The sequence below is a fragment of the Amycolatopsis sp. NBC_01480 genome (assembly GCF_036227205.1).
Lineage (GTDB): Bacteria > Actinomycetota > Actinomycetes > Mycobacteriales > Pseudonocardiaceae > Amycolatopsis.
In genome coordinates this window covers 6104056-6117038 of sequence record NZ_CP109442.1, presented here as the reverse complement: position 1 = coordinate 6117038, position 12983 = coordinate 6104056, and the positions used below count along the sequence as shown (strand labels likewise).

At 71.0% G+C, this 12983-nt stretch carries 12 protein-coding genes; 8 read left to right on the top strand and 4 right to left on the bottom strand.

The annotated features are described in order from the left end of the window. The first annotated feature begins 39 nt into the window (after positions 1-39). On the top strand, positions 40-969 hold the full coding sequence (locus tag OG371_RS29255; protein WP_329058510.1) for a TAXI family TRAP transporter solute-binding subunit: 930 nt from the start codon (positions 40-42) through the stop codon (positions 967-969). On the opposite strand, the gene OG371_RS29250 is transcribed toward OG371_RS29255, so the two are convergent. Beyond that, positions 966-2420: an nSTAND1 domain-containing NTPase gene (locus OG371_RS29250; protein WP_329073293.1), complete on the bottom strand. Its 1455-nt coding sequence runs from the start codon at positions 2418-2420 to the stop codon at positions 966-968. The genes OG371_RS29255 and OG371_RS29250 overlap by 4 nt on opposite strands. Positions 2421-2770: 350 nt before the next feature. Between OG371_RS29250 and OG371_RS29245 the strand changes: the two genes are divergently transcribed. Beyond that, a complete protein-coding gene (locus OG371_RS29245) occupies positions 2771-3136 on the top strand; it encodes a hypothetical protein (RefSeq protein WP_329058509.1) in 366 nt (121 codons plus the stop codon). Positions 3137-3275: 139 nt separating this feature from the next. After that, positions 3276-4478, top strand: a complete 1203-nt coding sequence (locus tag OG371_RS29240) for an MFS transporter (RefSeq protein ID WP_329058508.1) — start codon at positions 3276-3278, stop codon at positions 4476-4478. Positions 4479-4976: 498 nt separating this feature from the next. Here OG371_RS29240 and OG371_RS29235 read toward each other — a convergent pair whose 3' ends face one another. Together OG371_RS29235 and OG371_RS29230 are read right to left on the bottom strand one after the other, a co-directional pair. Then, complete coding sequence (locus tag OG371_RS29235) at positions 4977-6380, bottom strand: sensor histidine kinase (RefSeq protein WP_329058507.1); 1404 nt, start codon at positions 6378-6380, stop codon at positions 4977-4979. 3 nt (positions 6381-6383) lie between these two features. Beyond that, positions 6384-7055 (bottom strand): response regulator transcription factor, encoded by a 672-nt coding sequence (locus OG371_RS29230; protein ID WP_329058505.1) that lies wholly within the window; start codon positions 7053-7055, stop codon positions 6384-6386. Between the two features lie 345 nt (positions 7056-7400). Between OG371_RS29230 and OG371_RS29225 the strand changes: the two genes are divergently transcribed. The 5 genes from OG371_RS29225 to OG371_RS29205 all read left to right on the top strand — a co-directional run bounded on the left by OG371_RS29225 (position 7401) and on the right by OG371_RS29205 (position 11658). Beyond that, complete coding sequence (locus tag OG371_RS29225) at positions 7401-8129, top strand: amino acid ABC transporter ATP-binding protein (RefSeq protein WP_177231390.1); 729 nt, start codon at positions 7401-7403, stop codon at positions 8127-8129. Positions 8130-8266: 137 nt separating this feature from the next. After that, positions 8267-9178: a glutamate ABC transporter substrate-binding protein gene (locus OG371_RS29220; RefSeq protein WP_329058504.1), complete on the top strand. Its 912-nt coding sequence runs from the start codon at positions 8267-8269 to the stop codon at positions 9176-9178. Between the two features lie 85 nt (positions 9179-9263). Beyond that, positions 9264-9911 (top strand): amino acid ABC transporter permease, encoded by a 648-nt coding sequence (locus tag OG371_RS29215; protein ID WP_329058503.1) that lies wholly within the window; start codon positions 9264-9266, stop codon positions 9909-9911. Then, positions 9908-10810, top strand: a complete 903-nt coding sequence (locus tag OG371_RS29210) for an amino acid ABC transporter permease (RefSeq protein ID WP_329058502.1) — start codon at positions 9908-9910, stop codon at positions 10808-10810. Before OG371_RS29215 ends, OG371_RS29210 begins: the two co-directional genes overlap by 4 nt. Positions 10811-10965: 155 nt before the next feature. Then, positions 10966-11658: a class I SAM-dependent methyltransferase gene (locus tag OG371_RS29205; protein ID WP_329058500.1), complete on the top strand. Its 693-nt coding sequence runs from the start codon at positions 10966-10968 to the stop codon at positions 11656-11658. Here the strand turns inward: OG371_RS29205 and OG371_RS29200 are convergent. After that, complete coding sequence (locus OG371_RS29200; protein ID WP_329058499.1) at positions 11655-12923, bottom strand: DUF4041 domain-containing protein; 1269 nt, start codon at positions 12921-12923, stop codon at positions 11655-11657. The two genes, OG371_RS29205 and OG371_RS29200, sit on opposite strands and share 4 nt — an antisense overlap. Positions 12924-12983: the final 60 nt, after the last annotated feature.

Here is a 12983-nt window from a genome sequence, read left to right as displayed (position 1 = left end):
TCTTCGCCCGGCCGGGCCCGCGTCTGGCACGATCCCCTCATGCGGTGGAGGCGGAGCACAGCGGTCGCGGTCGCGGTGGTGGTGGCCGGGGCGCTGCTGAGCGGCTGTGGGCCCGACTTCTCCGGGCTGCGGTTGCGCATCGCGGCGGGCTCGCAGGGTGGGGTGTACAGCGATCTCGCCCAGCCGCTGGCCGACGCGTGGGCCGCTGACCTGGGCATCGGACGGCCGGCCGTGCTGGCGACGCAGGGCTCGCGCGACAACCTCAACCGGGTCGAGTCGGGTGGGGCCGACGTGGCGTTCGTGGCGGCCGATCTCGCTGCCGAGGCCTCCGCCGCGAAGCCCGGGAAGCTGGCCGCGCTGGCCCGGATCCACGACGACTACCTGCACATCGTCGTGCGCTCGGACTCGCCGTACACCTCGGTGCCGATGCTGAAGGGCCGCCACATCGCGGTCGGCTCGCCGGAGTCCGGGGTGGAGTACATCGCGGAGCGCGTGCTGCAGGTCGCCGGGCTGCGGGACTCCGTGTCCGTGCAACGGCTCGGCCTCGAAGACTCGTTGAAGGCGCTGGAGAACCGCACCGTCGACGCGCTGTTCTGGTCCGGCGGCCTGCCGACCCCGCTGATCACGCAGTACACGCAGAAGGTCGGCCTGCGGCTGCTCGACATGCTCGCCCTGATGCCGGGCATGCAGTCGTTCAGCCCGGTCTACGGCTCGGCGACGATCCCCGGCAGCACCTACAACCAGCCCGGCCCGGTGACCACGCTGGTGGTGCCCAACTTCCTGGTGGTGCCGACCTCGATGCCGGACGCCGTCGCCGAGGCCCTCACCCGCGGCCTCTTCGACGCGCGCCCGGCACTGGCCGAGGCCAACCGCGCGGCCCTTTCGATCGACGTGCACCCGGGCATCGAGACCGAGCCGCTGCCACTGCACCCGGGCGCGCTCAGCTACTACCGGAGCGTGAAGACCTAGCGTCGCCGCACCAACGCCGCGACGGTCGAGGCGACGGCGAGCGCGCCCGACGCGACGACCACGGCACCGAGCTGACGGTATTTTCGCGCCCGTTCACGGCCACGGCGTTCCTCGGCGTCCCGCACCGCGACGCCCGCGTCGAGGAACCGGCGCTCCCGGCCGGTCAGCCTCGCCCGCGCCGACCAATCCAGCACGGATTCCAGCCGCGCGCCCCGGTACACCAGGGCCGGATCGCCGTTCGCCTCCTCCCACAGGGCAGTGGCCTCGGTCAGCCGCCGGTGCACGGCGAGGCCGGGCCGGTCGGCGGTCAGCCAGCCACGCAGCCGCGGCCAGTCGCGGATGAGCGCGTCGTGAGCGACGTCCAGGCCGTCGGCATCGACGGTGACCAGCCGCGCGCGGACCAGGCGCTCGACCACGACGTCCAGGTCCGGGCCGGTGTCCAGCTCACGGCGGTGAACGTGCCGCGCGGTGCCGACCGCTTCCTCGCTCAAGCGCACGAAGAGATCCCGGGCGATGGCCCGCTGGACGTCGTCGAACTCGTCGTAGACGCCTTCGGCGACGCGCACCAGCGGCTCGACAAGGCCGCCGGCCGCGCGGTATTCCTCCAACGTCAGCGCCCCGCCGCATCGCCACGTTTCCCGCAGGGCGCGGGAAATCAGCGGCAGCGCGCCGGCCTGCCGCGCCGTTTCGGCCATGAGCGTGGCCAGCAACGCGCTGTCCACCCGGTGACCGGACTCCGCGGCGGGCCGCACGATCGCCGAGCGCAGCTGCTCGGTGGTCATCGCGCCGACCCGGATCTGCGCCGTACGCAGAACTTCGGCCAGCCCGGGAAGCTCGGCGCACCGCGCCAGGAAATCCGCCCGGACGCCCAGCACCACCCGGACCCGGCTGCCCGGATCCCGCACCGCCCGGTCCAGCGCCGCCAGGAAAGCGTCTCGCTCACCGCGATCCCGGCACCGAATGAACACTTCTTCGAACTGGTCGACGACCAGCAGCAGATCCGCGTCCGGCCCGGCGTACCGGTGCAGGTTCGCGGGATCGGCCGCGAGCCCGGCGCGCAACCTCCCGGCCGGCGCCCCGGTCAGCTCCGCCAATCGGGCCGCGCATTCCCCGAGCGGGAACGGCCCGGGCGTCATCAGGATCACCGGTCCGGACGATCGAATTCGCGCGACCAGCCCGGCCCGGAGAACCGATGATTTCCCGGCTCCGGAAGCACCGGAAACAACGACCGAACGTTCCGAAGCGACCATTCCGGTCAACCGCGCGACCAGATCTTCCCGGCCGAAGAACCGGCCGGCGTCGTCCGGTTCGAACGCCGCGTCTCCGGGAAACGGCCCTTCGGTGACAGCAGGTGATCCAGCGGCCACGGCGAGTTCTTCGGCGACTTCGCGGTAACGTTTCTCCCATTCCGCGACATCGCCTTTGCACGCCCGCACGTACGCCCTGGTCACCGCCAACGTGGGCAACTTCCGGCCCGCAGCCGCGTCGGACAGCGTCCCGGCGGCGTAATGCGCGCGCCGGCCCAGCTCCCGATACGGCGGGCTTCCCGCTTTTTCTCGCAGTTTCCGTAAATCCACCGCGAACTGTGACAAAACTCCCCCATCCGCAACAAGCGGACGCTCGCGCCTTGGCATGACGCCACCCCCCTCAGGCGATTCCCATTGTTCGGCGTTTGTCGTTCGCTGTCCAGAACTCCACCGCGAACAACCCCAACGCACTAGACAGGGATGAGGCCGGATCGGGATCGAGCCGGCCGTCCGGAAACGGATTTACCTCGAATACCTGAGGGGGAGTCACACAGATGAAGAACACCAAGTTCACCTGGATCGGGGTCGTGGTGGCGGGGGCGGCGGCCGTCGTCGGCACCGTGGCGCTGGCGGGCACGGCCTCGGCGGCCACGGCGGCGCCGGCCGTGCACGAGCACGTCGTCTTCCCGAGCCCGGGCGGGATCCAGCCGGACCACGTCTCGAGCTGGGTGACCACCTACCAGGACAGCAACCGGTGGGCGGCCAGCGTGCGGGTCGACTCCGGCCGCAGCGGCGCCGTGACCTGGTGCTCGGACGGCAGCGTCCGGTACGGGCCGGCGCAGGGCCCGGGCTACTGGGCCTTCGGCGGCAACTGCTCCGGCGCGGGCACGCTCACCGCGTTCGGCTGGTACGACCAGTGATCCGCTGAGCATCGGCGAACCGAGGGCCCTCTCCGCGCGGGGAGGGCCCTCTCGCCGTGCGTAGTGCCTCCGCGGGTTCCCAAGGGTCACGGCGATTTCCTGCCAGCGCCCGCCCGGTCGCGCTTCCTACGCTCGCCTCGTGCACACCGAAATCACCGCGCCGGCCGCGGGACTCGTCCGGGGCCCGGTGGTCGGGTTCAGCTCGCTCGCCGCGGCCGTCGGCACCGCGGCCCTCTACCCGTTGCAACCCGCCATCGCCGAGGTCGGCGGCGCGCTGGGCACGTCGCTCGCCTCGGTCGGCGTAGCGCTGGCCTGCGGCCCGATCGGCTACCTGTGCGGGCTCGCCCTGCTGGTTCCGCTGATCGACCAGTTCTCCCCGCGCCACGTGCTGTCCGCGCAGTTCGGCGCGCTCGCCGCGGCGCTGGCGCTGAACGCGGCCGTCGGCCAGGTCTGGCTGCTCGGCCTGGTGCTCGGCGTGGTCGGCGCCGGCTCGTCGGTCGGCGCCGGGCTGAGTTCGGTGGTCGGCCGCCTGGCGAGCGCGGACCGGCGGGCCACCTCGCTGGGCATCGTCACCGCGGGCATCTCGGCCGGGATCCTCGCCGGCCGGATCGCCGGCGGCTGGCTGGCCGACCTGATCGGCTGGCGCGGAATGCTGGGAGTCTTCGCCGGCGCGTGTGCGGCCATCGCCGTGACGGTCCTGTTCGTGATCCCACCGGTACGCGGTTCGACCGACCGCGGCTACCTCGCCACGCTGCGCTCGATTCCCGGCCTCTACTTGAGGTACGCGGCTCTTCGTCTTGCGGCGGCACGAGGAGCCCTTTGGTTCTTCGCGTTCTGCGCGGTTTGGGGTGGGCTCGCGGTCGCCCTCTCGGAGCCGCCCTACTCGTACTCCGCGGAGCGCATCGGGTTGTACGCGCTCGCCGGAATCCTGGGGATCGCCGCCACACGGGTCGCGGGCGCGTGGACCGATCGTGTGGGCGCCCGCCGGGTGATCCTCTGCGGGCTGTGCCTCGCCGGCCTCGCCGTGGCCCTGCTCGCCGTCACCCTCTCCAGCACCGTGTCGACGCTGATCTGCCTGGCCCTGTTCGACGCGGGCCTGTTCGCCGCCCAGGTCGCGAATCAGAGCACGGTGCTGGCGATCGAGCCGAGCGCACCGGCGAGGTTCAACAGCGCGTACATGGTCGTCTACTTCGCCGGGGGCAGTCTCGGCACGGCTTTCGGCGCGGCCGCGGTCGAACAAGCCGGCTGGAGAGTGACCGCCCTCGTCACGGCGGCGGTCATCGCGATCGCGGCGGTCGTCACGCTGCTCGCCCGCCGCGGAATTCCGCGGCCTGCCCACTGACCGACTCGGCGGGGCCGTCCCCGGCATGCCCGCGTCCTCCATGAACATCGCCGAAGCAACGTAACTGCTCGCCTACGCCGATCTGCCGAAAACCCTTACCCCGTCAGCTTTCTCGGGCGCCGCACCTGGACACCCGCGAACGCCATGCCGTTGCCCGGCCGCTAGCGGACGAATCCGTGGCCACGCGATTCCCCGGCGGCGTGCTGACCTGGGTGGCGTGCGAAGAACTCAACGCCGGCCGGCCTAATCCGGATGACTGGAAGCGATGGCTCATCGATCGCCGGAACCGATCACTACTCGTTCACCGATGTCGACTACCTGCTGAACCGGAGGCGGCGCACTGTCCATCCCGGACGCTCCCGCTCGATCTCGATCACCACCGCCTACGCCAGCGCGTTTCCGGCGCCACCTGAACGGCGTGCCGCCGCCCCCTGCCCAACGTGCCCGGCCCGGCGTTCCCGGAGGTGGCCTTCACCCGCCGGTGAATCGGGAGCCGGCTCAGACGGCCGGCGCCGCCGGGAAGTCCATGGTGATCCGCAGCCCGCCGCCTTCCGGCAGGTCCAGCCGGAGCTCGCCGCCGGAGTGGCGGACGATCTCGCGGACGATGGCCAGGCCGAGGCCCGAGCCGGGGACGTTCTGGTGGGCGCCGCTGCGCCAGAAGCGGTCCATCGCGCGCTCCAGCTCGTCCGGGCGCAGGCCGGGGCCGTGGTCGCGGACGGCCAGCGTGACGCGGTCGCCTTCGCGCGCGGCCGAGACGAGCACCGACGTGCCGGGGGCGGTGAACTTGAAAGCGTTGTCCAGCAACGCGTCCAGGATGACCTCGAAGCCGCGCGGCGGGACCAGCACTCGCACGCCGGTGGCGTCGCCGGCGGTCTCCAGCGTGACGTCGCGGGCCGCGCCGACCACCGTCCAGTCCGCGACGCGGTCGGCCACCACCGCGCCGAGGTCCGTGGCCACCAGCTCACCGCCCGCGGCCTCCGCGCGGGCCATCGAAAGCAGCTCGTCGAGGATCTGGTGCAGCCGCCCGGCGTCGACGCGGGCGGCGTCGAGGTCGGCGGCCGCGGCCTCGTCGCCGACCTGGCCCTCGAGGTTGCCGAGGCGGATCTTCAACGCGGTCAACGGATTCCGCAGCTGGTGCGAGGCATCGGCGACGAACGCGCGCTGCGCGGCCAGCGCTTCCGAGACGCTCGCGGCCATCCGGTCGAACGACCGCCCGAGCTGGCGCAGCTCCGGCGGGCCGCCGCTCTCCCCCACCGGCTCGGCCGTCCGGCCGCTGACCACCGACGCCACGAGCGCGCCGGTCGCCTCGTCGAGCCGCCGCACCGGCCGCAGCGTCCAGCGGACCACCGGCAGGGCCACCAGCAGCGCCAGCCCGAACGCGACCACCGCGCCCGCCGCCAGCACCAGCCACTGCCACAGCAGCTCCGTGCGCACGTGCTCGGTGGACGACTCCGTGACGACGGCGCCGCGCACCTCCCCGTCGATCAGGATCGGCTCGGCCAGCACCAGCGGCGCGGTCTCCCACGGCAGCAGCATCGAGCCGGGCAGCGGGTGCCGCCCGGCGAGCGCCTCGTTGGCCGGGCCCTCGATCGCGCGCGAGTCGATCCGCTCCGCGTCCGTGCCGCCGAGGGAGCTGAGCACGACGACGTTGTCCTGGTTCACCACGACGACCTGCACGCCGTACACCTCGGTGTAGCGGCGCAGCTCCGGCTCCAGCAGCCCAGGCTGGTTGTTCAGCAGCGGGCGCTGCGCGAGCGACGCGAACCGCGCGGTGTCGGTCAGCCGGTCCAGGAAGAGGTCCTGCTGCTTGCTGCCCGCCATGCTCAGCGCGAGCGGGATGCCCAGGCCGAACACCAGCAGCGCGACGAGCGTGACCACGATCCCCTGGAGGCGGACGCGCACGGCTCAGCCCCGCCCGCCGAGCCGGTAGCCGACGCCGCGGACGGTCTCGATCAGGGCCGGGCGGCCGAGCTTCGTGCGCAGCGTGGCCACGTGCACGTCGAGCGAACGGCTCTCCGCCGCGCCCCGGTGGCCCCACACTTCGGTGAGCACGTGGTCGCGCGAGCACACCGCGCCGCGCCCGCCCGCCACCAGCGCGAGCACCTGGAACTCCTTGCGCGACAGGGCGATCGACTGCCCGTCCACGAGCACCTCGTGCCGGGCCAGGTCGATCCGCACGTCGCCGACCTCGATCACCGGCGACGGCGCGGACCCGCCGGCCCGCTCGCCGCGGCGGCGCCGCACGGCCTCCACACGCGCCAGCAGCTCCTCGACGTCGTACGGCTTGACCAGGTAGTCGTCGGCGCCGGCGCGCAGGCCCTGCACCCGGTCGTCGACCTCGCCGCGGGCGGACACCACGATCACCGCGACGTCGCTGACCGCGCGGATCTGGCGGCACAGCACCACGCCGTCGACATCGGGCAGCCCGAGGTCGAGCAGCACCACGTCCACCTCGTGCACCCGGTCGAGCACCCCGGCCCCGGACGCCAGCCGCTGCATCGCCAGCCCGCGCCGGGTCAGCGCGGGCACCAGGGCGCCCGCGACCCGGTCGTCGTCCTCCACCAGCAGCACCCGCACCGCTCGCCTCCCCGGTGATCCAGCCCACGGTAGCCGGGAACTCTAGGGGCCGACCACGCGCGAGCGCGAAACGCCTGCCGCGAACTACCCTGGGTGACACGCCGGTGCCGCTCCGGGCGGGCGGCGGCCGTCGTTTTGGCTAGGCTGAGCAGCGCCGGACGGACCCGGGCCCCCGCCGAGCGGGGCGGCGAGCCGATACGTACTTGAAACCCTAAGTATTGCTCAAGCCGCCTTTACAAAGGGTCCGACGGGAGTAGGTTTCCGCCATCAACGTGGGATCTGCGTCCCGCAGCAGCAGGCACGAGGAGCTCTGGAGGCCAGATGACCACGGAGGTGGCGGCGCCGATGATCAAGGCGGCCGCCGTGAACAAGTACTTCGGCGACCTGCACGTGCTCAAGGAGATCACCCTCGAGGTCCCGCGCGGCCAGGTCGTGGTGGTGCTGGGGCCGTCCGGGTCGGGCAAGTCGACGCTGTGCCGCGCGATCAACCGGCTGGAGCCGATCAACTCCGGCGAGATCGCGGTGGACGGCGTCGCGCTGCCGGCCGAGGGCAAGGCGCTGGCCGCGCTGCGCGCCGACGTCGGCATGGTGTTCCAGTCGTTCAACCTCTTCGCGCACAAGACGATCCTCGAGAACGTCATGCTCGCGCCGGTGAAGGTCCGCAAGACCGCCGGCGCCGAGGCGCGCAAGACCGCGATGGAGCTGCTGGAGCGGGTCGGCATCGCCAACCAGGCCGACAAGTACCCGGCGCAGCTCTCGGGCGGCCAGCAGCAGCGCGTGGCGATCGCCCGCGCGCTCGCGATGCGCCCGAAGGTGATGCTGTTCGACGAGCCGACCTCGGCCCTGGACCCGGAAATGGTCCAGGAGGTGCTCGACGTGATGACCGGCCTGGCCAAGGACGGCATGACGATGCTCGTGGTCACCCACGAAATGGGCTTCGCGCGCCGGGCCGCCGACCGCGTCATCTTCATGGCGGACGGCGAGATCGTCGAGGACACCACGCCGGAGGAGTTCTTCACCAAGCCCAAGAGCGACCGGGCGAAGGACTTCCTGGGCAAGATCCTCACCCACTGAAACCGGCCGCGCCCACGTGTTCCGCGGGCGCGGGCCAAATCCACCGAACCCGATTGACCAACCGGCGCCCTCACCGGCCCGGCCCCGGAGCGGCAGCGACCCTCGCCGTACCGACGACAGATACAGGAGACACTCAGATGAGGATCCGCACCCTCGCGGTGGGCCTGCTCGCCGGCAGCCTGCTGCTCACGGCCTGCGGCAAGGAGGGCACCCCGGCGAGCCCCGGCGGCGACGCCAGCGGCGCGAACACGGCCGCCCTGCCGACCTACACCGTCGCGCAGAACGTCGACCTGGCCGGCTCGCCGGTGTTCACCAAGATCAAGTCCGCGGGCAGCATCACCATCGGGGTCAAGGACGACCAGCCGGGCCTCGGCTTCAAGGACCCGACCACGGGCAAGTTCGGCGGCTTCGACATCGAGATCGCCCGGATGGTGGCCGCGGGCCTCGGCTTCGGCGAGGACAAGATCAAGTACACGACGGTCGACTCGGCCGCGCGTGAGCAGGCGATCTCCAACGGGCAGGTCGACCTGTACGTCGGCACCTACACGATCACCGACAAGCGCAAGGCGCTGGTCTCCTTCGCCGGCCCGTACTTCCAGGCCGGCCAGGGCCTGCTGGTGCGCGCCGACGACAACTCGATCACCGGCCCGCAGACGCTCAAGGGCAAGAAGGTCTGCTCGGTCACCGGGTCGACCCCGATCCAGCGGGTCCGCGACCAGGGCCTGACCGAGCCGGGCAACATCGTCGAGTTCCAGAAGTACTCGCAGTGCATCGACAAGCTGCAGAGCAAGGACGTCGACGCCGTCACCACCGACGACGCGATCCTCAAGGGCTACGCCGCCCAGGACAACACCATGAAGGTCGTCGGCGAGCCGTTCTCGAAGGAGCCCTACGGCATCGGCCTGAACAAGAACGACAAGGTGCTGCGGGACAAGATCGACGACCTGCTGCAGGCCAGCCTGGACGACGGCACCTGGCAGAAGATCTACAACGCCACCCTCGGCAAGTCCGGCTCGACCGCGACCAAGCCGACGATCGTCAAGTACTGACCCGGTAAGCGGCCGGTGGACGGGGACCTCCCGGCCACCGGCCGCTTGACATCCACCACCAGCCCACGGACGCGGGGAAGGGCCCATGGACGTCCTGCTCAACAATCTGGACCTGTTCGGTCCGTTCTTCCTCACCACGATCGAGCTGTTCGCGCTCGCCGCGGTCGGCAGCCTGGTCTTCGGCACGATCCTGGCGATGCTGCGGGTGAGCCCGGTCCCGGTGTTCCGCGCGATCGGCACGGCCTACGTGACGATCGTCCGCAACACACCGCTGACCCTGGTGTTCGCCTTCTTCGTTTTCGCCTACCCGCTGCTGAACATCGTCAAGGTCAGCTACTTCACGGCGGCCGTGGTCTCGCTGACGGTGTACACCTCGGCGTTCATCTGCGAGGTCGTGCGCTCGGGCATCAACACGGTGCCGGTCGGCCAGGCCGAGGCGGGCCGCGCGCTCGGCCTCAACTTCGGCCAGATCCTCGGCCAGGTCGTGCTGCCGCAGGCCTTGCGGTCGGTGGTGCCGCCAATGATCAGCACGCTGATCGCGCTGCTGAAGAACAGCACGATCGCCGGCGGGTTCTCGGTGTCCGAGGCCGGTGCGATCCGGAGTTACATCTCCGAGCGCGGTGACAACCAGATGGTCGCCCTGCTGTGGGTGGCGCTCGGCTTCATCATCCTGGTCTCCGTGCTGTCGTTCGTGCAGCGCAGTCTCGAGAAGCGCTGGAGCGTGGCCCGATGAACAACGTCCTGTTCGACGTCCCCGGGCCGAAGTCGCGGATGCGGCACCGGCTGTACGCGGTGATCGGCATCGTCGTGGTGCTGGCGCTGATCGCGTTCGTCGTCTACAGCTTCTACGACAGCGGGCAGTTCACCGCCCAGAAGTGGGAGTGGCTGCAGTACGCGCAGGTCCAGTCGGACCTGGCGAACGCGGTGGTGGCCACGCTCGAGGCCTTCGCGCTGGGCGCGGTGTTCGCGCTGATCTTCGGCGCGGTCTTCGCGGCCGGGCGGCTGTCCGACCACGCCTGGGTCCGCGGCATCTCCACGGCGATCGTCGAGTTCTTCCGCGCGATCCCGTTGCTGATCCTGATGTTCCTGTTCTACTACGGCCTGCCGACGCTGGGCTTCGACACCTCGCCGCTGTTCGCCGTGGTGCTCGGCCTGACGCTGTACAACGGCTCGGTGCTCGCGGAGGTCTTCCGCGCGGGCGTCAACTCGCTCCCGAAGGGGCAGGCCGAAGCCGCGTACGCGCTGGGCATGCGCAAGACCCAGGTGATGTTCACGGTCCTGCTGCCGCAGGCGATCCGCGCGATGCTGCCGACGATCATCAGCCAGCTGGTGGTGCTGCTGAAGGACACCGCGCTCGGCTTCCTGGTGACCTACCCGGAGCTGCTCTACTACGCGCGTTACATCGGCTCGCAGGGCGCGTTCGGCCGGCCGATCGTCCCGTCGACCATCGTGGCGGCCGCGATCTACATCGTCATGTGCCTGCTGCTGACCGCGCTCGCGACGTACCTGGAGCGGCGCAACCGGCGGAGCAAGAAGCACATCGAGCCGACCGACCGCAAGGCCGAGCAGGTCATGCTCGGCAACGCCGCGGGCGGCCAGGCCTTCGGCGGGGGCCTCGGCGGCTCGAGCTGAGCCCGCTTCCCGTTCCCGAGAAGCCCCCGGTGGTTCCGTCCACCGGGGGCTTCTTCCGTTCCGGCCCTGTCGCGCCCGGATGGTGATGGCTAACGTCGGCGTCGCGGATCCCGAGCCGCGAGGAGCTGTTGTGGCCAACCAATACGAAGTGCTCAATGCGCTACGAAGAGGTCAAGCGGATCCCCGTCGGGCTCGCGGAAACGGCCACCGTGCTGGCCGCCACCGGGGACCTGAACCGCCACTCGGTACTGGACGTCGGCTGCGGCACCGGCTTCTACCCCCGGCTGTTCCGCACCGCCGGCGCGTCACGGGTCTTCGGCGTGGACGCGGCGCGCGCCATGGTCGGCTACGCCCAGCGCCAGGAGGAGCGCGACCCGCTGGGCATCTCGTACGAGGTGCACGACGCGTTGGCACTGCCGGTGATCGGCGCGTTCGACGTGGTCACCGCCCTCTGGCTGATCGGCTACGCGCCGGGCGCCGCCGCGCTGGACACCATGCTGTCCGGCCTGGCGGCAAACGTCCGGTCCGGCGGGCGTCTGGTACTCCTGCACCCCAACCCGGACGCCGATTGGGCCGTGCTGGCGGACTACTCGCGCTACGGCCTGACCGTCACCCGCCACGACGTCGTCGACGGCCGCACCCGCACGACCGTCCATGTGGCGACTGAGCCGCCGTTCGAGTTCGAGTCGTTCTTCTGGCCGCCGGGCGTGGTGGAGGCGGCTGTGGCCCGGACCGGGCTGAGCAGTGTCCGTCGTCAGGCTGTGGTGACACCTGCGGGGGACGAGAGCTTTTGGCGGCCGCTGCGGGAAAACCCGACCTTCGCGGTGCTGACGGCCACGCGTCCCTAGGCGGGTTTCGCTTCGGGCTGGGCGGTGCTCTGCCGGTACTCCGCCGCCTCGGGCTCGTCGGTGTAGTCGAGGAGATTGCCGGTGAGCCCGAGCAGGAGGGCCTTCACCTCCGCCGGGGTGCACCGGAAGTACTCCCGCCGCCGGTTGACCCGGTTGAGGCGGCGGTCCTCGAGCTTGAGGTGCAACTGGTGCTCGATCCCGACCGCGTCGTGCGAAAAGAAGAGGGCGTGCACGTCGAAGCGGAACGGCACCGACGCGTCCCCCAGCTCCCGCACCCGGTCCATCGGCTCCAGCCGCCGGGTCATCCCGATCTTGACGACCTCCGGGCCGAAGGAGCCGATGTTGCTGATGACGTAGACGTATCCGGCCCGGATGTTGGCCTGCCGCTCCTCGATCCCGCTCAACGCGGCCCGGATCTCAGCGAGCTTGCGCTCCAGCTCGGCGGCTCCCGTGAGGTCGCCCTTCACCTTCAGCGCGGCGATCGCGTTCTCGTAGTGCCCCTGTTCCTTCAGGAGCCGTTCCTGCTCTCGGCGGTACTCCTGCAACGCCTTCTGCTCTTCACGCAGGGCTGCGCGGCGCTCGCGCTCTTCTTCCTTCTCCTGCTGCTTCTTGGCCAGGTAGTCGGCCGTCAGCTCGAGCTCCCTGATCTTGAGCGCGTGGTACGGCGGGCTGATCCGGATGGCCGCCATCGTGCCGAGCTTCTCGATGGTCCGCACCGCGGTCTCGAGTCGCTTGACCGCGGACGGGAGGTTCCCGGCCTTCAGCACTCGCACGCAGTTCTCGGCTTCGGCGTTGTAGGCGCGGAGCATCAGCTTCGACAGGTCGCCGACGAACTTGCGGCCCTGCGCCAATGAGTTGTTGTAGTGGAAGCTGCTCGACGCCTGGACCGCGGTCTTCGCCCGGACCAGATCGCGGGTCGTGTCCTTCAGCCGGTCCAGTTCGTACTTGTAGGCCTCGGCGTCGGCGAGCACGTGCCGGTAGTGGTAGACACCGACCTCCTGCATCAGCCGGGCGTCATCGGTCTCGACGACTTCCGCGCTGAGGGCGGCGAGCAGGCCGCGCTGGCGCGCGAGTTCGCCGGTCATCGCCTGCGTTTCCTGCGCGAACCCCTGCCTGGCCGCGTCACGCTGACGGGTCAGCTCGGTGATCTCACTCTGCAACCCGACCGAGCCGAGCGCCCCCAGCCGCTGGAGCTCGCCCCGCAGCCAGGCGTTCTCCCGCTGCGCGGCTTCGAGCTCCTCCTGGCGCTTGCGACCACCGAACATCCCGGCTGACCTCCCGTGCCGTGCCGACATCCCTGGTGCAGTCGGCCGCGCGAAAGCTCC